This window comes from Dactylosporangium sp. NPDC006015 (assembly GCF_040614215.1).
Classification (GTDB): domain Bacteria; phylum Actinomycetota; class Actinomycetes; order Mycobacteriales; family Micromonosporaceae; genus Dactylosporangium; species Dactylosporangium maewongense.
Window position 1 is genome coordinate 163,784 of the sequence record NZ_JBEXUD010000019.1, and the last position, 21,775, is coordinate 185,558.

Here is a 21,775-nt window from a genome sequence, read left to right on the forward strand (position 1 = left end):
GCCAGCCGCCCGCAACCTCAGCCGGTGACCGCGGCCGCCGCCTCCGCGCTGGTGACGACGGGCGCCGCCTCGGCGCTGGTGACCGCGGCCGCCGCCTCTGCGCTGGTGACCACCGGCACGACCTCGAAGTCGACCAGGTCGGACCACTGGGCGATCCACGTCATGAGCAGCGTGAGGTCGTCGCACTCCATGAGCTGGAAGCAGCGGGCGAAGCTCGCCTCGACCCAGCTGTCGACGTAGCGCAGGCCGTCGGGCATGAGGCGGCCGCGCTCGCGGGCCCGCTCGTACACGGGCCGGGGCTGACCGTCCTTGAACCGCTCGATCACCATGAACAGCACCGGGACGAGCGTAGTGGACGGGGCGGCCGGCCCCGACCGTCCGCCCCGTCCGCCAGGCCTGGACGACCACCCCACCGTCGCCGTCCTCGCCCGGACACCCCTGCCGGGGAGCTGTAACAAATGAAACATCGGCGTGTAACATCGCCTGGAACCAGGAAACAGCCCTGGTCGGCCTACTGTCAAGTGTCCTTCCCAAAGACGCCGGAAACGGGGACCGCAACGGATGCGCAAGGTCACGGTGAGAGAGATCGCGGCGGCGACCGGTATGTCGATCGCCACGGTGTCGCGGGCGCTCAACGACCACGGCACGGTCGCCCCGCACACCCGCGACCTGGTGCGCCAGGCGGCGGAGCGGCTCAGCGCGCAGGGGCCCGCCCGGGAGCCGCGCCCGGCCGGCGACCGGGTGTACCTGCGCTGCCCGTATGTGCTGACGGACTACTTCGGGCTGATCGTGTCGTCGATCGCCGAGACCGTCCAGCTGCACGGCCGCCAGCTGGTCCTCACCGCGGGGGAGGCGGCCCAGCGCACCCCGCTGCTGCGCGACCTGGAGCGGCACGACGGGATCGGCGGCATCATCGTCATTCTGCCACCCGAGCCGGGCGCGGACCTGGTCGAGCTGCAACGGCGGCGGATCCCGTTCGTCGTCGTCGACCCGCGCACCACGCTGCCGCCCGACATCGTGTCGGTGTCGGCGGCGCACTTCGCCGGCGCCCGCAAGGTCACCGCGCACCTCGTCGGTCTCGGCCACCGCCGCATCGGCGTCATCGGCGGCCCGACCGAGTGGCTGGCCAGCGACGCCCGGCTGGCCGGGCACAACGCCGCGCTCGCCGACGTCGGGGTCCTGCCGGCCGTCGAACTCCTGCGGGCCATCGAGCCGACCACGGAGCACGGCCGGCGGGCCGCGGGCGCGCTGCTGGACCTGCCGCAGCCGCCGACGGCGCTCGTCGCGTTCAACGACAAGGCCGCCGTCGGGGCGATGCAGGCGGCCGCCGAGCGGGGCCTGCGGGTGCCGGACGACCTGTCGGTGACCGGCTTCGACGACATCGACCTGGCCGAGGCCACCAGCCTGACCACGGTCCGCCAGCCGCTGCCGGAGATGGGGCGGATGGCGGTGTCGCTGCTCGTGCGCCTGCTGGAGCGCCACCAGCTGGACGCCCTGCACGTGGAGCTCGCCACGCACCTCGTGGTGCGGTCGTCGACGGCGCCGCCGCGGGCTTAGGATCGTCGTCGATGTCGTTGCCTGTACGCGGCCCGTGGGTCGTGACCCCCACCTCGTCGTCCGTCGACTGGGTGGTGGCCGCGGCCGCCCTCGCCGCGACCGCCGACGGGAGCGCCGCCGCGGTGGTGCTCGGCGGCCCACCGGCCCCTTCGCGGTTCACGCCCCCGTCTTCGGAGGTCGTGGCGCCGTCTTCGCAGTTCGTGGCCCCGTCGTCGGACGTCGTGGCGCCGTCTTCGGAGGTCGTGGGATCGGATTCGCAGCTCGCGGTGCTGGCTTCGCACGTGGCGGCGCTTGTCGAACTGCCGGCCGGGACCGGGCTCGACGCCGTCACCGCGGTCGTGAGGGACCTTGGTGCGAAGCACGACCGGGTCGTGATCCTCGTCGGCGACGGGGTCGTCACGCCGACCGGCGGTGACTGGACGGTGGCCGACCTCGCTTCCGCCGTCCGCGCTCCCGTCGCCGTGGTGACCGGCACCGACGCGGACGCCGTCGGCCACACCCTCCTGGCGCTGGAGGCCCTCGACCGCCGGCGGGTCCCCGCGTCGGTGATCGTCGTCGGCGACGGCGGCGACTTCGACGCCCTGCCGGTCCGCCTGGCCGGACGCATCCCCGCCGACCACACCGCGTTCGCCGGCGACTTCGCGGTCGCGGCCGCCGGCTGGGTCGACCCCCTCGACGGCAGCCGCCCCGCTTCCGCGCAGCCGCCCGTCGTGACCCCCGCCCGCCCACGCGACCTGCAGACGCGGGTGGCGATCCGCGCGGCGTGGACCCTCGGGATCGCGTTCCTCCTCGCGATCGTGCTGCTGTGCCTCTGCGGTGGACTGCGTTACCCCGGTTCGTACACCTAGGAAACCGGCCGCGACGTCTGCTGTGCCGCCCCGGTTCGTACACCGAGAAATCCCGCCGCAGCGTCTGCTGTGCCTCTGGGGTGGGCGGCGCTACCTCGGTTCGTACACCTAGGAAGCCCGCCGCAACGTCTGCTGCCGCCGCCGCACCTTGCGCTCCAGCGGGGCCAGCCGCCGGTGCCGCGGCCACGTCAACGTCAGCTCGGCACCCACCTCAAGGCCCGCCCACGTCCGCTGCGCGGCCCGCAGCGCGGCGACCGCGCGCACCACGGCCGCCTTGTCGCTCACGGCGAGCGGGTCCGCGCCCTGCTGGGCGGCGAGCCGGTCCAGGTCCAGGTCCCCGTCCGGGACGGCGGCGGCCCGCTCGACGAACCCGCCGATCAGCTCGGCCCGCTGCAGCCGGTCGCGGTTGGCCCGGATCAGCTCCGCCGAACGCTCCGCCGCGTGCGGCGGCCGGCGCCCCGACACGTGCGTCATGCTGCGGAACACGACCCCGCCCGCGATCGAGCCCCAGATCCCGTCGGGCATGCCGAGGGCGTCCTCGACGGTGAAGTGCACCAGGTCGTGCGGCGCGTGCGCGGTCACCGGACCCGCGTGCATCCGGTAGACGACACCGTCGTCGCGCGCGATGAGCACATCGGCCCACTGGTGGTCGGCAAGCCGGTGGAAGGTGACCCGCATCGCTCCACCATCCCCGCCGGCGGCAAAGCGCTCAACCGAATTCACCGGCACGAAACGCGCGTCCACCAGCATGGGCACATGGTGGACGAACGGGCCAGGCTCGAGGTCAGGACGCTCGGCGAGAGCCGCATCGACTCACCCCTGGCGGCGTTGCTGCGCACCGGGCGCACCACCCAGCACTACGTCGACGAGTCCGACCGGGTCCTGCTCGACGACACCGTGTCCCTCGTCGCGGCGCGCGGGGTGCCCGTCGACGAGCTGCCCGGCTTCGAGCCCGGCGGCCCCCGCCGCAAGATCTTCTTCGACCCGTCGAAGACCCGCGTCGGGATCGTCACCTGCGGCGGGCTGTGCCCCGGGCTCAACGACGTGATCCGCGCGCTGGTCCTGGAGCTCACCAACCACTACGGCGTGCGGCGCATCTTCGGCTTCCGCAACGGCTACCAGGGTATGACCGCCCGCTACGGCCGGTCCGTGGTCGACCTCGACGCCGACGTCGTCGCCGGCATCAACGAGTACGGCGGCACGATCCTCGGCACCTCCCGCGGCAACCAGGACCCGGACGAGATCGTCGACTGCCTCGAGCAGCTGTCCGTCAACGTCCTGTTCGTCATCGGCGGCGACGGCTCCATGCGCGGCGCGCTGAAGATCGCCGAGGTCGTCGCCGAGCGCGGGCGGCGCATCGCCGTGGTCGGCGTGCCGAAGACGATCGACAACGACATCCCGTACATCGAACGCTCCTTCGGCTTCCAGACGGCCTTCGCCAAGGCCACGGAGGCGATCCGGGCCGCACACGTGGAGGCGACCGCGTTCCCGAACGGGATCGGGCTCGTCCAGCTGATGGGGCGGCACTCCGGGTTCATCGCGTGCTACGCGGCGCTCGCCAACAACGACGCCGACTACGTCCTCATCCCGGAGGTGCCCTTCTCCCTCGACGGCCCCGGCGGCTTCCTCGCCCACCTGCGCGCCCGCGTCGTCGACCGCGGACACGCCATGATCGTCGTCGCCGAGGGCGCCGGCCAGGAGCTGTTCGACGCGGCCTCCTCACTGGACGCGTCCGGCAACGTGCGCCTGCAGGACTTCGGCCGGTACCTGCGACACCGCATCGCCGAGGACTTCGCCGCGGCGGGCGTCGAGGCCAACCTGAAGTACATCGACCCGAGCTACACGATCCGCAGCGTGCCCGCGAACCCGTACGACAGCGTGTACTGCATCCGCCTCGCACACGCCGCCGTGCACGCGGCGATGGCGGGGCGGACGGAGATGGTGGTGGGCAGGTGGCGGGGACGGTTCGTGCACGTGCCGATCTCCCTCGCGATCAGCTCCCGCAACCTCGTCGATCCCGACGGCGACCTGTGGTTGTCGGTCCTGGAGGCGACGGGGCAGCCGCCGGTGTTCGCCTGAGCCCCGCGCTCCTGTCCTCGCCCCGGCCGCGGCCCGAAATTGTCGGTGGGTCTGGTTAGGGTGACTGCGTGACTGAGAAGGCGGTGGCCGGGGGCGCTCTGCCTGCGGCGGCGCCTGCACGGCTGGTGGTGCCGGCGTCGTGGCGGCGCAGCATCCACCCGCGGCGAGGTGGGACGCGCGTGGCGTACACCCCCGTGACGGATGCGGTGCCCGACTGGCCCGACACGTCAACCGTCCTGCGCCTCTCCCCGGCCGCGGCGCTGGCCGACGCGCCCTCCGACAGCCCACCCGGCGCGGCGGCAGCGGCCGCGATCCTGCTCTGGACACCGCGGGTGCCGACGTTCGACCCCCGGGCGATCGCCGACCGCTGGATCGCCGACGGGGGCCTGGCGTTCGCCGCGGCCGCGGGCATCGAGCTCGCCGGTCTCCGACCACTCACCGTGCGCTGCGACGCCCCCGCCTGCCCCGGCCGGCACACGACGGTCACCCACCGCGCCGACGAGGCCGACGCGCACAACGGCACCACCGGCGTCGAGACGATCCTCGCCCAGCTCCGAGTCGCCCTCACCGCCGCCTCCAACGACCTCCACGCGACGGTCATCGAGTCTTTGTCGGACCTGCGGACCAGGACGCCATCCGGTCAGCTCGCCACGCCGGCGGTTGAGTCCGTGTCGGAGTTGCTGGCCGGGTCGCCGTCCGGCCAGGTCGCCACATCGGATGGCCTCGCCGCGTCGGTGGTTGCGTCCCTCGGCGGCGAGGCCGACAGGACCCGCCGCGCGTCCGTGTCGAAGCCGTGGGCCGGGGTGCGGTCCGGCCAGGTGGCCGTGTCGGGTGGTCTCGACGTGCCGGCGGTTGAGTCCGTGTCGGAGTTGCTGGCCGGGGTGCGGTCCGGCCAGGTGGCCGTGTCCGGTGGTCTCGACGTGCCGGCGGTTGAGTCCGTGTCGGAGTTGCTGGCCGGGGTGCGGTCCGGCCAGGTGGCCGTGTCCGGTGGCCTTGACGTGCCGGCGGTCGAGCTGTTGCGGGAGCCTCGGGCCGGGACGCTTGCCCGGCGGATCGCGGCGTCGTTCCTCGCCCCCGACCAGACGGCCTGGGTCGACGAGGACGTCCGAGAGCTGGCCGCCGACGGCCGGCGGCATCCGTACGCACCGCTGCTCATGGCGGCCGCGCACACCCTGGCGCAGGCGGCTCTCATCCGTCCCCAGATCCACTCCGTCGGCTGGCGGCTGCTGCGTGGCACCGCCATGATCCACTCGGTTGCCGAAGGGCTCGGCGACGGCGTCCTCGACGTCTACGCAGGCTGGCACCGGTCGGACTGGGGCACCGCCGACGAGCAGCGCGTCCTGATGGCGACCCTGGCCGCTGTCCCGACCGACCGCGCGTTCCAGGCACTGCTCGACGCGCTCGACGTCCGCGGCGCCCAGCCGGCCGTCGAGACCGCCGCCGAGCGCTTCCCGGAGCGGGCGATGCGCCTCCTGTCCTCCGCGTCCGAGCCCGGCGCCGGCCATCCAGCGACGGCACCGGCGGTCTCGAGCCATCCGGCCGCAGCGGCGGTGGTTTCGGGCGGTTCGGCTATTGCCGCGGCGGATTCGGGAAGTTCGGCCGCGGCGGGTTCGGGGAGTCCGGCTGCGGCCGCGGTGGTTTCGGGCAGTTCGGCTGCGGTGGTTTCGGGCGGTTCGGTCGCGGCGGGTTCGGGGAGTCCGGCTGCGGCTGCGGTGGTTTCGGGCAGTTCGGCCGCGGTGGTTTCGGGAAGTTCGGCCCCGGCGGTTTCGAGCCATCCGGCTGCGGCCGCGGTGGTTTCGGGCGGTTCGGCTATTGCCGCGGTGGTTTCGGGAAGTTCGGTCGCGGCGGGTTCGGGGAGTCCGGCTGCGGTGGGTCATCTGGCGGCCGACGCGGCGCAGCGTGGGGCGAGGATCGCCGAGCTGCTGCGGCGGCATGCCGTGCGGCATCCGGGGCTGGTGCCGGCCGTGGCCGACGGTGCGCGGGCGGCAGGCGGGGGCTTGGCCGAGGCCGGACGGGTGGCGTTGCCGGCGGTGCTGGTCACGCCGCCGTGGGAGGTGCGGCGGGCGGTGGTGAAGCCGGTCGTGGTGCCCGGTCTCCGGTGCGACGACGAGCCGGCCGTGGTGTGGCCGCCCGGTGAGCGGGAGCAGCTGGTCGCCCGGCTCAAGCGCGGCGTGGACCGCGACGACCCCGAGCAGCTCGCCTCGCAGCTGCGGGCCGGGTCGCTGGAGGACTGGCTCGCCGTCGACCTGTTCGAGGCGGGGCCCGAGGACCTCGTCAGGCCGCTGCTGGCGACGTGGGAGCCGAAGCGCCTGTGGGGTGCGCACTACTGGCTTCGGCTGATCGCCGCGCGGTTCGGGGTCGCGGCCCTGCCGCTGGTGTTGCGGGTCGCGCGGCGGAGTCCGGCGGACGGAGGGCCGGCGTTGCTGGCGTACGCGGGGCCGGAGGTGGCCGTGCTCGTCGCCGGGTGGCACGGGCGGCTGAAGGCGGCGCGGGCGGTCGCTCTGGAATGGCTGCGGCGGCATCCGCGGGCCGCGGCGCGGGCGCTGGTGCCGCCCGCCCTCGGCAAGCAGGGGGCGGGCCGCCGGCACGCGGAGCAGGCGCTGCTCGCGCTGGCCGCCGAGGGGCACCGGGACACGGTCCTCGACGTCGCCGGTGGGCACGGGCCGCGGGCCGGCGACGCGATCCGCGACCTGCTCGACACCGACCCGCTCGACGTCCTGCCCGCGCGGATACCGTTCGCGCCGGCGTGGGCCGACCCGGCGACGCTGCCGCCGGTCAGGCTGCGGGGCGGTGCGCACGTCCTGCCGGCCGACGCCGCCGGCCGCCTGGTGACGCTGCCGCCGGTCAGGCTGCGGGGCGGCGCGCACGTCCTGCCGGCCGACGCCGCCGGGCACCTGGTGACGATGCTGATGGTGTCGAGGAGCGGCGACCCGTACGCCGGAATCCCCATCGTCAGGGACGCCTGCGAGCCGGCCGATCTGGCCCGGTTCGCCTGGGCGCTGCTGGAGCGCTGGGAGCGGGCCGACGCGCCCACGGCGGACAGCTGGGTGCTGGACGCGCAGGCGCTGCTCGGCGACGACGAGACCGCGGTCCGGCTCGCCGCGGCCGTACGGGATTGGCCGTACCAGCGGGCGGCGGCCGGCCTGGACATGCTCGCCCAGCTCGGCACCGACGCGGCGCTGACCCAGCTGCAGGACATCGCCGCGAAGATGAAGGCCAAGGCGGTGAGGGCACGTGCCGAGCTGAAGCTCCGCGAGGTCGCCGAAGCGCTCGACCTGACCCCGGACCAGCTCGCCGACCGGCTCGTCCCGCACCTGGACCTGACGCCCGACGCGACCCTCACCCTCGACTACGGCCCGCGCGGGTTCGTGGGCGGGTTCGACGAGCAGCTCCGGCCGTACGTGATCGACGAGGCCGGGGCCAGGCGCAAGGACCTGCCCGCGCCCGCGGCGGGCGACGACCCGCGCCTCGCCCCGGCCGCCCGGCAACGCTTCGCCGCCGCGAAGAAGGCCGTCCGCAAGGTCGCCGGTGAGCAGGCGCGGCGGCTGGAGCGGGCCATGGTGATGCGGCGGGAGTGGACCGGGGCCGAGTTCCGCCGGACGTTCCTGCAGCACCCGCTGCTGTGGCAGCTCGCCCGGCGGCTGGTATGGCTCGTCACGCACGGCGGCGTGGACGTCGCGGTGCGGCTGGCGGAGGACCGGACGCTCGCGGACGCCGGCGACGGGCCCGTCCTGCTCGCCGACGACGCCGTCGTGTCGGTGGCGCATCCGGTACACCTCGACGTGCCGAAGTGGTCGGAGGTGTTCGCCGACTACGAGATCCTGCAGCCGTTCCGCCAACTGGCCCGCGATGCCCACGCGTTGACGGCCCCGGAGGGCACGGCGACGCGGCTGGACCGGTTCGACGGCAGGAAGGCGCTGACGGTCAAGCTGCTCGGCCTGGAGCGGCGCGGCTGGCGCCGGTCCGGGCAGGACGGCGGTCACCAGGACCGGATCGAGCGCGACCTGCCCGCGGGTCCGGGCCTGCCCGGCGGCGGCACCCTGATCGCCGACCTCGATCCCGGCATCATGATGGGCGTCCCGGGCGAGCACCCCGAGCAGTCCCTGGAGATCTGGATCTGCCCAGCCGGCGGCGACCAGTGGTCGAGCGAGCGCACCGTCCCGTTCTCGGCACTGGACCCGGTCTCGGCCTCGGAAATCCTCCGCGACCTCGGCGGATGCCACTGATAGAGGATGCCACTGAACCCGGCCCCAACCCGGCCGCCGGCGTCGCGAGGAGCAGGGCGGGGGCGGGGGCGGGAATCGGGTTGCTGGGGTGGGGTGGTGGGTCGATCGTCGGGGGCGGAGGTGGTGATGACCGGGCAGCGGCAGATCCGGGCCGACTTCGACGCCAGCACGATCGTGGTCTATCAGGCGTACCCGCGGGCGATCGCCGACGCGGCGCTGGCGGCGGGGAGGTTCGTGGCGCCGTTCTCGTTCGGGAGGATGACGTGGATCAAGCCGTCGCTGCTGTGGTTGATGCACCGCAGCAACTGGGCGCGCAAAGCCGGCCAGGAGCGGATCCTCGCGGTGCGGATCAGCCGGGCGGGATGGGAACGGGCCCTGGCGGAGGCGGTGCTGACGAGCGACCCTGAGCTGGCGCGGGCGCGGGTCCACGTGCAGTGGGATCCGGAGCGGTCGCTGCGCGGTGCGGCGCTCAACCACTACAGCATTCAGGTGGGGGTCGGGCGGGAGCTGATCCGCACGTACGCGGAGGAGTGGGTCACCGGGCTCACCGACCTCACCCCGGCCGTGCACAAGATCGCCACACTGGTGCGCGGGGGCAGGACCGCCGAGGCGCAGCGGTTGCTGCCGGCGGAGCGGCCGTTTCCGCTGGAGCCGGCCCTCGCCCGCCGGATAGGGGCGGATTGAAGGCCCGTCATGCATTGCGGCAATGCAGGACGGCCCGATGTGTTTCGTGACCTCAGCGATGGACGGTTGAGGTAGCGTACGGAGGCGTGTTGTCGTGATCACCTCCGGTGAGGATGCGTTCATTGTCGCGCAGACCTGTGTCCGTTCCGCTCGCCGTCGCCGTGGCCGGGGTGTTTGGGGCCGTCGGTCTGGGTGGCTCGGGTCTGCTCGGCCCGTGGTGGTCGCAGTTCGTCGACGACCTGGCGCAGTTCGGCGCCGGGCTGGCCGCGACCCTCACCTGCTGGCTCACCGCCCGGCGGCACATCGGCGCCCAGCGCAGCTGGCGGCTGTGGATGGGCGCGGGCGCCTGCGGCTGGTCGATCGGACAGTTCATCTGGTCCTGGCACCAGCTGTTCGGTGACGACGCGCTGCCCTCGCCGTCGCTCGCCGACGCCGGCTACCTGACCCTGCCGGTCTTCGCGCTGCCGGCCCTGGTCGCGCTCGCCGTGGACCGGCCCGGCGGCGGTGGGCCCCGGCGGCTCGCCGCGCAGCTGGTGATGGTCCTGGACGGGCTCATCGTCGTCGGCGCGCTGTTCGTGCTGACCTGGGCCACGTCGCTCGGCGCGGTCGTGCGGGCCGGCGCCGCGACCCCGTTCGCCTACACGGTGGCGATCGCCTACCCGGTCACCGACCTGCTGCTCACCGTCATCGTGATCCTGCTGCTGGCCAGGTCCGCGGCCGCCAACCGGCGGCAGCTGTCGTTCCTCGGCATCGGGCTGTTCTGCCTGTCGTTCTCCGACAGCGTGTTCGCCTACCTGGTCGCCGCCGGCGCGGAGCGCATGCCGCCGCTCGCGGACGCGGGGTTCATCGCCGGCCAGGCCTTCGTCGCCGTGGCCGCGCTGACCCCGACGAAGAGCGCGAGCCCGGACCAGGCGACGGCCACAGGCAGGCCGCACCACCGCTGGGGGCACCTGCTGCTGCCGTACGTGCCGGTCGCCGGCACGGGCGTCCTCTTCATGATCCAGCTGGTGCAGGGCCGGCCGATGGACGCCTTCGAGATCGCCGTCGAGACGGCGGTCATCTCGCTGCTGATCATCCGGCAGGCGGTGACCCTGGTCGAGAACGCGGTGCTGCTCGACCGCCTCTCCGACAGCCAGGCCAGGCTCAGCCACCAGGCGTTCCACGACGGCCTCACCGGGCTGTCCAACCGGGTGCTGTTCCACGACCGGCTCGACCACGCCCTCGCCCTGCACCACCGCGACGGCCGCCCCCTCGCCGTGCTCTTCCTGGACCTCGACGACTTCAAGGCCGTCAACGACCGCTACGGCCACCACGCCGGCGACCGGCTGCTGCGGCAGGTCGCCGAGCGGCTCCGCGGTGCGGTACGCGACGGGGACACCATCGCCCGCGTCGGCGGCGACGAGTTCGCGGTGCTCCTGGAGGGCGGCGGCGACCCGGGCGTCCCCGCGCAGCGGATCATGGCCGCGCTGCGGGAGCCGTTCGACCTCGACGGCGCCGTGGTCGGCGTCGCCGCGTCGGTCGGGCTCGTCGAGGCGGGCACCCACGGGCCGGTGCACAGCGCCGACATGCTGCTGCGCCGCGCCGACGCCGCCATGTACGCCGGCAAGCGCCAGGGCAAGGGCACCCTCGTGCGTTACCGCGTCGACCTCCCCGACGGCACCGGCAGCTCCGACCTCGCCGAGATGCTTGCCGACACGCTGCGCGACGGGCGCGGCCTCGACGTGCACTACCAGCCGATCGTGCGGCTCAACGACGGCACGGTCGTCGCCGTGGAGGCACTCGCCCGCTGGACCCATCCGAGCCTGGGGCCGGTGAGCGCCGACATGTTCATCGCCACCGCCGAGGAGATCGGCCTGATCCGCCTCGTCGACGACTTCGTGCTCGACCGCGCCTGCCGCGACGCCGCCGCGTTCCGCGGGCCATGGGCGAGCATCGCCGTGCACGTCAACACGTCCGCGGCCCGCCTCGGCCGGCCCGAGCACGAGGAGACCGTCCGCGCCGCGGTGCTGCGCCACGGGCTCGCCCCGCACCGGCTGCTGCTGGAGCTCACCGAGACCGCGCCGCTGCCCGACCTGTCCGCCGCCGCGGGGGCGGTGCGGCGGCTCGGCCGCTTCGGCGTGCGCTTCGCCCTCGACGACTTCGGCACCGGATACAACGCCCTCGCCCAGCTGCACGCGATCCCCGTCGACGAGGTCAAGCTCGACCGCAGCTTCACCCTCGCCGACGGCGGCCGCAGCGAGGCGATCTGCCGGTCCATCGTGTCGATCTGCGCCGGCATGGGCGTGACCGTCGTCGCCGAAGGCATCGAGACCGACCGTCAGGCCGCGACGATGGCCGCGCTGGGCTGCCGGTACGGCCAAGGCCACCGCTACGGGCTCGCCGGCCCGCTGCACGAGGTGGCGCCCCCGGGCGCACAGGACCCCGAAAACAGCCTCGTGTGACGTAAGGTCCTCTACGTGTTGGGCCTGATTCTCGCCGCGCTGCGGGCCCGGCGCGCCACCGCGGTCGTCATGTTCGTCCTCGCCGCGGTCACCATGGGCGCGGCCGTGGGCGCCGACGCCGTGTCCGGGCGCCTGGAGCGCAGCGCCGCCACCGCCAGGGTCGAAGCCGCCACGCCCGTCGAGCGCACCCTGTCCGTCCATGCGTCCGTCGCCCTCGGCACCGCACCCGACGACATCGTCAGCCGGTTCCGGGCGACGATCACCCGGGTCCCCGCGGACCGGACCCTGATCGGCGTGCGGTACTCCGGCGTCCTGCGCACCGACACCTCGCGCCTGCCGCTGGAGCTGCGGGCCGTGGACGGGTTCTGCGACAACATCACCCTGGTGCAGGGGCGCTGCGTCGAGCAGGACGGCGAGATCGTCCTGGCCCCCGACGTCGCCCGGCAGCTCGACCTCGCCGTCGGCGGCACGCTCAAGCAGGACGGCGGCTCCGGCACCGCCGTGGTCCCGCTGACCCTCGTCGGGCTCTACGCGCCCAGCGACCCGCTCGGCTGGTACTGGTCCGGGCTCGACGGGATCGCCGCGTACACCACGCGCAACACCGTCGCGAAGCCCGGCGGCGCGGCGGTCGCCACCTACGACGCCCTGCTGCCCGCCGAGGCCTTCGACGACCCGGCCGGGATCGAGGCCATGATCACCCGCCTGCGCAACGGGTCCGTGGACGTCTCCTCGGCCGCGGGCACGCTCGCCGCGACCGTCGCCGCCGACCGCCGCGGGGTCCGACGCGGGCTGCTGCTCGTCGAGCTGCAGCTGCTGCTGTGCGGCGGCCTCGCGATCGCGGTCGCGGCCGGCTACGCGGCGCAGGAACGCCGCGCCGACGCCGCCCGCATGGCGATCCGGGGCATGCCGCCGTGGCGCATCCTCGCCGGCACCGCCGGGCAGAGCCTCGTGCCGCTGCTGGCCGGCGCCGCCTGGGCGGTCGCGCTGCGCCCCGCGCTCTGGCCGGCCCTGGTCGCCGGGGTCGTCATCGTCGTCGCCGCCGAGTGGCCGGCGACGCGGGCGAGCGTGCCGGCGCTGCTGCGGGTCGTGCAGCCCCGCCGCCCGCTGATCGCCGCGACCCTCGAGATCTGCGTCCTCGCGGTCGGCGCCGCCGCCGTCTTCCAGCTCGCCGCGGAGCCGGCCGCCAACGTGCGGCGCGACACCGGGTTCGGCCTCGGTCAGGCCGCGGTGCTCCTGATCGCGTTGGCGGCAGGTGTACTGGCGACGCGCGCGCTGCTGTCCCTCGCCGGGTTCGCCGGCCGGACCGCCCTCGCCGGCGGGCACGTCGGCGGTGCCCTCGCGGGCCTGACCCTGGGCCGGCGGCGGACCGCGTACCGGATCGTGCCCGTGCTCGCGGCCGCCACCTGCGTCCTCGCCGTCGCCGCCCAGGACTGGGCCGGGGCCGCGGGCGCCCGCGCCGACCGGGCCGCCGTCGAGGTCGGCGCCGACCGCGTGCTGCGGATCGCGCCGATGGACCGGGAGCGGCTCCTCGCCACGGTCCGCGCCACCGACCCCGGCGGCCGGGACGCGATGGCGGTCGCGATCGGCACCGGCATCGGCGCCCCGGTCATCGCCGTCGACGGCACCCGCCTGCGCGCGGTCACCGGCGTCGACCTGCCGTCGCTGCGCGCCGAGGCGCCCGCGCCGCTGACGCTGACCGGCACCAGGCTCTCGCTGCGTTTCGTCTCGGCGGGCTCGCCGGTGACCATGCTGCTGGCCGGCGACGCGGAGCGCGTGACGGCGGTCTTCCGGCCGCCGGGTGGCGAGCCAGCCGCCGTGCCCGTCGACCCGGCCGAGCCGCCACCGCCGGCGGTGGAGTCCACTGTGGAGGTCGCCGTGCCGCAGTGCGCGGCCGGCTGCCGGATCGTCTCCGTCGAGATCAAGCGCGGCCCCGTCGACCTGCTCGAGCTGCGCGCCGACGGCAAGGTGGCGGTCGACGGGGCCACGTTCGCCGACCCGACCCGCTGGCGGACGACGCTGGGCCGGGCCATCAGCACCGTGCAGGCCGCCCAGCGCGACGGCCGGCTCCGCCTGCTGGACACCGACCCGCCCAGCGAACGCCCCCGCGACAACCGCCTGTACGTCGTCGACACCCCGGTCCCGCTGCCCGCCCTCGTCGCGGGCGACCCGGACCTGTCCGACGACAACGACCTGGCCCGCGTGAAGATCTTCGGCGCCGACATCCCCGTGGCACCGCACGGCGTCACGTCGATCCCGCGCGGCGGTGCCAGGGGCGCGCTCGTCGACCTCGAGTACGCCGCCCACATCGCCGGCCCGGCCGGCGGCGCCACCTCCGGCGCCCGCGAACGCCTCGAGGTGTGGCTCGGCCCGTCCGCCCCCGCCGACCTGCCCGACCGGCTGCGGGCCGCCGGGCTCACCATCATCGGCGGCGACAGCGCCGCCGCGGCCGCGGCCCGCGCCGACCGGCTCTCCCCGGCCGTCACCCTGCTCGCCGGTCTCGTCGGCGGCGCCGTCGCGCTGCTGCTCGCCGCCGTCACCGCCGCGGTCGTCGCCGCCGTCGACCGCCGCCGGCGCGGCGCCGAGCTCACCGCCCTGCGCCGCCAGGGTCTGCCGGCCCCGACCGCCCGCACCGTCGGCCGATGGACCGCCGCCGCCCCGGTCCTCGTCGCGGTCCCCGTCGGTCTCGCCGCCGCGGTCCTGCTCCGCCTGCTCACCCCGGCACCGGTCCGGCCGTTCGCCGACCGGTGGCCGGTGCCGGTCGCGCCGGTCCAGTGGCTCGCGCTGCTGGCCACGGCCGTCGTCGTCTTCGCGGTCCTGCTGCCGCCCGCGCTGTGGTCCCGTTCGGGCGACCGGGCACGACGAGCCGCGCCGGCGGCGGGGAGGGGGTCGCGGTGATCGGGCTCGTGCTGGCGATGCTGTGGTCGCGGCGGGGGCGGGCCGCGACCGTCATGCTGCTGACCGCGTTCGCCACCGCCGGGGCGCTCGCCGCGCCCGCGTACCTCACCGCCGCCGACGACCGGATCGTCCGCTCCGAGGTGGCCGCCGCCGCGCCCAGCGAGCGGACCGTGCTCATCACCGGCGAGGTGCTGTCCTCCGGTGGCGGCAGCATGGCCAAGACGTTCCAGAGCCTCGCCGGCGGCTGGCTCGACGCCCCCGGCTACGCGACCGTGTTCTCCGCCCAGTTCCCCGCGCAGCCCGAGGACCTGGCGATGGCGACCGCGTCGCAGCTCACCACCGTCGTGTTCCGCGAGAACATCTGCGCGCACGTCCGCGTCGTCGCCGGCCGCTGCCTGATGGGCACCGGCGACACGATCCTCTCCGGGCGCACCGCCGACCGGCTCGGCCTGCACCCCGGCGACACCATGTCGCTGACCGGCTCCAGGTACGACCAGCTGTCCAGCCGGTACGTGCCCGCCGGGCCGCCGACCGCGCTCACGATCGTCGGTGTCGTCGAGCCCCGCGACGCCGGGGAACCCTACTGGGGCCGCACCGGCGGCATGCGCGACGCGTTCCAGGTCGACCGGCGCACCCTGGACACGTTCTCGCGGCCGGCGGAGCTGGAGTCCTACGACGCGTACCCGCTGCCCGGCGCCATCACCGTCGACACCCTTCCCGCGCTGCGCGAGTGGACCGGGAAGGCGCAGCAGCGCAGCACCGAGGAGGCGCGCCTCAACACCGACCTCGACGTGCTGCTCGACCGCATCGACGAGCGCCGCGCCGAGGTCCGCGCCGCCGTCCCGTTCGCGGTCGCGCCCGTGCTGCTGCTCGCCTGGGCCGTCATCACGCTCGCCGTGTCCACCGTCATCCGGGCCCGCCGCTTCGAGCACGGCATCATCGCGCTGCGCGGCGTGGCCCGTCCCGGCCGGTGGTGGCTGGCGACGGGGGAGACGCTGCTGTCGGTGCTCACCGGGGCGGCGCTCGGGTTCACCGCCGCCGGCGGCTGGCAGATCCGCGACGCCTGGCCGTACGCGGCCGTCGCCGTCCTCGGCGCGCTCGCCGTCGCCCTCACGGTCGCGCTTCGCACCGTGTCCGCGCCAGTGTCCGCGCTGCTGCGGCAGGTCGACCGGCACACCGCCCGCTGGCGCGGCCTCGCCCTGGAAGGCGTCCTCGTCGTGGCCGCCGTCGTCGCCGTCGCGCAGGTCCGCGGCCGGCCCGGCGGTGTCGCCCTGCTCGCGCCGGCCCTCGTCCTGGTCGCGGTCGCGGTCCTCGCCGGCCGGGTCGGGCCGATCCTGAGCGGGCTGGCCGCCGCCAGAGTGCTGCGCCGCCCCTCCGCCGGCCGGTTCCGGCTCGCCGGGGCCCTCGCCGGGTTCCGGCTGGCGCGGCGGCCCGTCGGCGCGCGGCTCCTCGCGCTGCTCACCCTCGCCGTCGGGTCGCTCGCGTTCGCCGCGGGCACGACGTCCGCCGTCGACCAGCGGCAGCGCGACCAGGCCGCCCTCGCCACCGGCGCGCCCGTCGTCCTCAACGTCGACGCGACCAGCCGCACCCAGCTGCTGCGGGCCGTCCGCGCCGCCGACCCCGAGGGGCGGTCCGCGATGGCGGTGGTGCCGATCCGCGACTCCGACGACAACTCCGGTGCCGTCGCCGTCGACGCGGCCCGCCTGCCGGCCGTCGCGCTGTGGCCCGCCGGCGCGCCACCCGTCGCCGACGTGGCCGCGCGGCTGCACCCGCCGGCACCCGCCGAGGCGGTCACGCACACCGGCGCCAAGATCGCCCTGGACGTCACCGTCTCCGTGCTCGACCGGCCCGACGTCGTCCTCACCGCCACCCTCGCCCCGCTCGACGGCCAGCCCACCGCCACCGCCGACCTGGGCAAGCTGGTGCTGGGGCGGCGGACGTACACCGGCGAAACCCCCATGTGCGTGCGCGGCTGCCGCCTCGTGGAGATCGCCGCGAAGCTGCCGCCGTACGTCGGGCCGACCATCGTGGTGACCCTGCACTCGCCGCCGCCGACCGAGTGGCGCACCGCACCGGGCGCGACCGCCGTGCGCGGCGCCGACGGGATCACCTTCAGCCTGCCGATGACCTCCCAGCCGGGCGCCGGCGTGCTGCGCCCCGCCTTCGGCCCGGCCGAGCTGCCGGTCGCGACCACCGCCCCGCTGCCCGACGCCGAGTTCAAGACCTTCGGCAGCAAGGCCGTCCCGGTCGCCGAGTTCAGCGCCACCCGCCTGCCCCGCGTCGGCACCGCCGGTGCCCTCGTCGATCTGGAGTACGCCGACCTCACCGCCGAGGACGACGGCCGCGCCACCGGCGCCGAGGTGTGGCTGTCGGCGACCGCGCCGCCGGGCATCGTCGACGCCCTGCGCGCGCAGGGCCTCACGGTCACCGGCCGCCGCACCGTCGCCGACACCCGTGCCGCCCTCGCCGCCGGCGGCACCGCGCTCGGCCTGCGCTTCTACCTCATGGCCGGCTGGCTGTCGACGGCCCTCGGCGCGGCCGGCCTCGCGGTGGCCGCGATCGGCACCAGCACCCACGACCTGCGCGCCCTGCGCGTCCAGGGCCTGCGCCGCTCGACCGGCACGCTGGTCGAGCCGTTCGTGGTGCTGGTCCTCGTCGCGGCGGCCGGCGTCGCGGGGGTGCTGGGGGCGGGGCTCGCGTGGTTCGCCGTCGGCGGCACGCTGCCCGGGCTGAAGGGCACCGGCCTGCCGCCGCTCGGCGTGCCCGCGGCGACGGTCGGGGTGACGCTGGCGGCGCTGGCCGTGGCGGGCCTCACCGCCCAGGCGGCGGCTTCCCGCACCCGTACGCCGCGCCGCTCACCCCGCTCCGGCAGGCCCCCGCGCGCCTCCTGACCCGGTGCTTCCGTGATCCGGTAGACCTTGTGCACCCAGGGCTACACGAAGTCTTCCGGATCACGAGGAAGCGGGGGAGAGGGTGGACAGGCGGGTGGTCAGGCCGGCGGCGGTGATGAGGTCCTCGTGGGTGCCGGGGGCGCCGCAGGCGTACGCGCCCGACACCGCGCCGGCCAGGGCGCACTCGGCGACGGGACGGCCGGCGAACCAGCGGCTCATGAAGGCGGTGCTGAAGGCGTCGCCCGCGCCGTTGCTGTCGACGACCGGGCGGTCCGGGGTGACGGCGGGGTAGCGGACGATGCGGCGGTCGGCGCGGTCGAGCACCTGGCAGCCGGCGGCGCCGCGGGTCGCCACGACGAGCGTCGCCCGGCCCGCGTCGAGGACGGTGTGCATGAGGTCGTCGATCCGGTCCGGGGCGGCCTCGGCGCTGAGGAACACCAGGTCGGCCTCGCGGGACAGGGTCAGGCCCCACTCGGACGTGCCGTCCCAGGCGTGGATGTCGGTCGAGGTCGTGATGCCCAGCCGGTGCGCCTCGCCGAACGCGGCGGCGGCCCGGCCCGCGGCGATGTGCACGTGCCGCGACTGCGCCAGGGCCGGCAGGTACGTGTCCGGCGGCAGGACGAGGTCGGCCGGGTGGCGCGGGTCGAAGAACGAGAACCGGCGGCCGGCGGCGTCGACCAGGTTGACGCTGCGGGGCGTGCCGTTCGGGGCGGGCAGGTGCGCGAAGTCGAGGCCGGCGGCCGCGTAGCGGGCCAGGATCTGCGCGCCCTGCGGGTCGTCGCCCAGGAAGTCGATGAACTTCGTCCGCAGCCCGAGCGCGTGGAACCCCAGCGCCACGCCGTTGCCGGAGTGGGCGACGTAGTCGCGGACGGGGTCGACATGCAGGTTGTCGCCGGGCGGGATGGCCAGGTCGGGGACGCGGACGATGGTGTCCACCCCCACGCCGCAGAGCACCAGGACGTCATAGGTCACGTGTCATTCAACCATGTCCACAGTGGACAGAAGCACCGCACGAACGGAGAAACACGGACGCCGGAAGAAGTGGCATCGTGACAGCGACGGCGCGTACCGGAAGGGGAGCGACATGGCACACATCGATCTCGGGGTCGACGAGAAGCAGTTCCCGGGCATCACGGGACCGATGCGGTTCCGCCCGGAGACCGCGAAGCCGCTCAACGAGCTGGCCGAGGTGCTGCTGCGCGCACCGCACTCGCTGCCGGCGGGAGAGCGGGAGCTGATCGCCGCGTACGTGTCCGGGCGCAACGACTGCAACTTCTGCTGCGCGTCGCACTCGGCGTTCGCCGCGGTGCAGCTGGACGAGGGCTACACGCTCGTCGACCAGGTGCGCGCGGACCTCGACACCGCCCCGGTCTCGGCCAAGCTGCGGGCGCTGCTGCGCATCGCCGGCGCGGTGCAGGTCAGCGGCCGCCAGGTGACCACCGAGCTGGTCGAGGCCGCCCGCGCGGAGGGCGCGACCGACGTGGAGATCCACGACACGGTGCTCATCGCCGCCGCGTTCTGCATGTTCAACCGGTACGTGGACGGGCTCGGCACGTTCGCGCCCGAGGGCCGCGACGCCTACGCCGAGTCCGCCCGCCGCGTCGTCGAGGTCGGCTACGGCAACGCCATTCCGATGGACTGAGCAAACACAAGGGTGACCGGGCTCGATCCAACTGCGATCGTCGATGAATGGATCGTGAACGCCGCCTGCTCCAATCCGCGCAGCAACTCCTGGCAGACATGGTCGACCGGCTGGCCACGCTCGTCGCGTGCGAGTCGGCGCCGGGCTCGCTGCCCCATCTCGAATCCTGTGCCGACCTGCTCGCCCGCTGGGGCTCGCAGGTGCTCGGCCGGCCCGCCCGGCGGGTCGTGATCGACGGCCTGCCGCACCTGCTGTGGCCGGCCGCCGATCAGCGGGTGCTGCTCCTCGGCCACTTCGACACGGTCTTCCCGGTCGGCACGACCAGGTCCAGGCCCTTCACCGTACAAGGGGACATCGCGACGGGTCCCGGCGTGCTCGACATGAAGGGCGGCATCGTGCAGATGCTCGCCGCGCTGCGCCTGGTCGAGGACACCTCGGCGGTCGGCGTCCTGCTCACCTGCGACGAGGAGACCGGGTCGGTGACGTCGCGGCCGCTGATCGAGGCCGAGGCGCGGCGCTCCGCCGCGGTGCTCGTCTGCGAGGCGGCCACGCCGGAGGGGCACGTGAAGGTGGCTAGGAAGGGCGGCTCGGTGTACAGCCTCACCATCCAGGGCCGCGCCGCGCACGCCGGTGTCGAGCCGCAGCGCGGGATCAACGCGACGGTCGAGGTGGCCCACCAGGTGCTCGCGTTGGGCCGGCTCGGCGTGGCCGACAGCGGCGGCACGTCCGTCACGCCCACCCTGCTGTCGGCCGGCACGACGACGAACACCGTGCCCGAGAGCGCCAGCCTGGCCGTCGACGTGCGGGCCTGGACGAGGGACGAGCTGGAGCGCGTCGACCACGCCATCCGCGGGCTGGTGCCGGTCCTGTCGGACGCGACCCTGGCGGTGGGCGGCGGGATCAACCGGTACCCGATGCCGGCGGAGCTCGCCCGCCCGCTGCTGGCCCTGGCCCGGTCGACCGCACGCCGGCTCGGCATCGCGGACCTCGCCGGGGCGTACGCGGCCGGCGCGTCCGACGGCAACTTCACCGCCGCGCTCGGCGTGCCGACCCTCGACGGCCTCGGCGCGGTCGGCGGTGGCGCGCACGCCGCCGACGAGTACATCCGCCTGGACCGCATGCCAGAGCGGGCCGCGCTGCTCGCCGGTCTCGTCGAAACGCTCGCCGCGGCCAGGCGTGCCGAGGCCGCGAAGGCGGGCGGGATCCCGTAACGTGCGTCGGCATGACCTCGGCGCAGCGCCCGGCATCGTCAGTCCCTCTGGTCGGCGTCGAGGAGGAGTTCCTCGTCGTCGACGCGTCCAGGGGTGAGGTGGTCCCGGAGGCCGCGACGGTCGTCGACGCGGCCCGCCCCGCCCTCGGCGCCAGGGTCGGCGGTGAGATCACCAAGCTGCAGGTCGAGACCCGCACCGACCCGTGCCGTAGCGTCGATGACCTCGCCGCGCAGCTCGCCGGCGGGCGCGCCGCCGTGCAGGCCGCGGCCGTGCGAGCGGGCCTGCGGGTGATCGCGAGCGGCTCGCCCGTGCTCGGCCGGGCCGTGCCGCCGCCCATCACCGAGGGTCCCCGGCAGGACCGCGGCAACGCCACCTTCCGCGGGCTGCACGACGAGCTCGCGATCTGCGCCGTCCACGTCCACGTGGAGGAGCCCGACCGGGACCGCGCCGTGCTGATCGGCAACCACCTGCGCCCGCACCTGCCGGTGCTGATCGCGCTCACGGCCAACTCGCCGTACTGGGCCGAGCGGGACACCGGCTACGCGAGCTGGCGCAGCGTGACGTGGGGGCGCTGGCCCGTGGCCGGCCCGCCGCCGTTCCTGACCTCCGCGCGCCAGTACGACGACCACGTGGACATGCTGCTCGACGCGGGCGCGCTGGTCGACCGGGGCACGATCTTCTGGGACCTGCGGCTGTCGGCGAACCACCCCACCCTGGAGGTCCGGGTGGCCGACGTGCCCGTCACCGCCGACGAGTCCGCGGCGCTCGCGGCGCTGGTGCGGGCGCTCGTCGTCGTCGCCGGCGACGCCGTGGACAAGGGCGACGAGGGGCCGAGGCCGCTCGCTGAGCTGATGCGGCTGTCGTACTGGCGGGCCGCCCGCGACGGGATGGGCGGCCACGGGGTCGACGTCGCCACCGGGCGGCTGCTGCCTGCGGCGGCGCTGGCCGAGCGCCTCGTTGCGCTCGCCCGGCCGGCGCTGGACGAGGCGGGCGACCGCGCGCGGGTCGAGGACTGGCTGGCGCGGCTCGCCACCGGCGGCGACGGCGCCACCCGCCAGCGCGCCGCCGCGGCGCGGCGCGACCGGCTCACCGACGTCGTCGACGACCTCGCCGCCCACACCGCCCCCGGCGTACCCCTGGCATCGATGACAGTCGAAGAGAGCACGTCCGCATAGCGACGAACCGCACCGGCCTCCGCGACGCTGGAGGGGCCGGGCGCCGCCTGGGCGACCGGCCGACCCTCGCAGGGAGGCCACAGGTGACCGACACAGAACTGCTCGCCACCGTCCCGATCCGGCACG

The 21,775-nt window shown here is 75.2% G+C and carries 14 protein-coding genes; 11 read left to right on the forward strand and 3 right to left on the reverse strand.

The window, feature by feature from the left end; all coding sequences use genetic code 11:
- Window positions 1–17 precede the first annotated feature (17 nt).
- A complete protein-coding gene (locus tag ABZ321_RS30855) occupies window positions 18–329 on the reverse strand; it encodes a DUF3303 family protein (protein ID WP_354897823.1) in 312 nt (103 codons plus the stop codon).
- Between the two features lie 232 nt (window positions 330–561).
- Here ABZ321_RS30855 and ABZ321_RS30860 point away from each other — a divergent pair, with 232 nt between their 5' ends.
- The gene (locus ABZ321_RS30860; protein ID WP_354897770.1) at window positions 562–1,557 is read left to right on the forward strand and encodes a LacI family DNA-binding transcriptional regulator; all 996 of its coding nucleotides are present in this window, start codon (window positions 562–564) and stop codon (window positions 1,555–1,557) included.
- Between the two features lie 11 nt (window positions 1,558–1,568).
- Window positions 1,569–2,405 carry an AAA family ATPase gene (locus tag ABZ321_RS30865; RefSeq protein WP_354897773.1) on the forward strand — a complete coding sequence of 279 codons (837 nt, stop codon included), beginning with the start codon at window positions 1,569–1,571 and terminating at the stop codon, window positions 2,403–2,405.
- A 108-nt stretch (window positions 2,406–2,513) separates the two neighbouring features.
- Here ABZ321_RS30865 and ABZ321_RS30870 read toward each other — a convergent pair whose 3' ends face one another.
- Entirely contained in the window at window positions 2,514–3,083 is a 570-nt protein-coding gene (locus tag ABZ321_RS30870; protein ID WP_344504215.1) for a hypothetical protein, read from the reverse strand.
- Between the two features lie 78 nt (window positions 3,084–3,161).
- On the opposite strand from ABZ321_RS30870, the gene ABZ321_RS30875 reads away from it, so the two are divergent.
- The 6 genes from ABZ321_RS30875 to ABZ321_RS30900 all read left to right on the forward strand — a co-directional run bounded on the left by ABZ321_RS30875 (window position 3,162) and on the right by ABZ321_RS30900 (window position 17,621).
- A complete protein-coding gene (locus ABZ321_RS30875) occupies window positions 3,162–4,484 on the forward strand; it encodes an ATP-dependent 6-phosphofructokinase (protein ID WP_344504216.1) in 1,323 nt (440 codons plus the stop codon).
- A gap of 179 nt (window positions 4,485–4,663) precedes the next feature.
- On the forward strand, window positions 4,664–8,710 hold the full coding sequence (locus ABZ321_RS30880) for a DUF4132 domain-containing protein (RefSeq protein ID WP_354897777.1): 4,047 nt from the start codon (window positions 4,664–4,666) through the stop codon (window positions 8,708–8,710).
- Between the two features lie 126 nt (window positions 8,711–8,836).
- Window positions 8,837–9,394, forward strand: a complete 558-nt coding sequence (locus ABZ321_RS30885; protein WP_354897780.1) for a DUF4291 domain-containing protein — start codon at window positions 8,837–8,839, stop codon at window positions 9,392–9,394.
- A 137-nt stretch (window positions 9,395–9,531) separates the two neighbouring features.
- Window positions 9,532–11,835: an EAL domain-containing protein gene (locus ABZ321_RS30890; RefSeq protein WP_354897782.1), complete on the forward strand. Its 2,304-nt coding sequence runs from the start codon at window positions 9,532–9,534 to the stop codon at window positions 11,833–11,835.
- Window positions 11,836–11,850: 15 nt separating this feature from the next.
- The gene (locus ABZ321_RS30895) at window positions 11,851–14,730 is read left to right on the forward strand and encodes a hypothetical protein (RefSeq protein WP_354897785.1); all 2,880 of its coding nucleotides are present in this window, start codon (window positions 11,851–11,853) and stop codon (window positions 14,728–14,730) included.
- Window positions 14,727–17,621, forward strand: a complete 2,895-nt coding sequence (locus ABZ321_RS30900; protein WP_354897788.1) for a hypothetical protein — start codon at window positions 14,727–14,729, stop codon at window positions 17,619–17,621. Before ABZ321_RS30895 ends, ABZ321_RS30900 begins: the two co-directional genes overlap by 4 nt.
- 60 nt (window positions 17,622–17,681) lie before the next feature.
- On the opposite strand, the gene ABZ321_RS30905 is transcribed toward ABZ321_RS30900, so the two are convergent.
- Window positions 17,682–18,593, reverse strand: coding sequence for a carbohydrate kinase family protein (locus tag ABZ321_RS30905; protein ID WP_354897791.1), 912 nt, complete (start codon window positions 18,591–18,593; stop codon window positions 17,682–17,684).
- A 112-nt stretch (window positions 18,594–18,705) separates the two neighbouring features.
- Here ABZ321_RS30905 and ABZ321_RS30910 point away from each other — a divergent pair, with 112 nt between their 5' ends.
- Genes ABZ321_RS30910 through ABZ321_RS30920 form a run of 3 tightly spaced genes read left to right on the forward strand, consistent with a single transcriptional unit; the run spans window position 18,706 to window position 21,649 of the window.
- Window positions 18,706–19,263, forward strand: a complete 558-nt coding sequence (locus ABZ321_RS30910) for a carboxymuconolactone decarboxylase family protein (protein ID WP_344504223.1) — start codon at window positions 18,706–18,708, stop codon at window positions 19,261–19,263.
- Between the two features lie 47 nt (window positions 19,264–19,310).
- A complete protein-coding gene (locus tag ABZ321_RS30915) occupies window positions 19,311–20,474 on the forward strand; it encodes a M20/M25/M40 family metallo-hydrolase (RefSeq protein WP_354897794.1) in 1,164 nt (387 codons plus the stop codon).
- 11 nt (window positions 20,475–20,485) lie between these two features.
- A complete protein-coding gene (locus tag ABZ321_RS30920; protein ID WP_354897797.1) occupies window positions 20,486–21,649 on the forward strand; it encodes a glutamate--cysteine ligase in 1,164 nt (387 codons plus the stop codon).
- Window positions 21,650–21,775 lie beyond the last annotated feature (126 nt).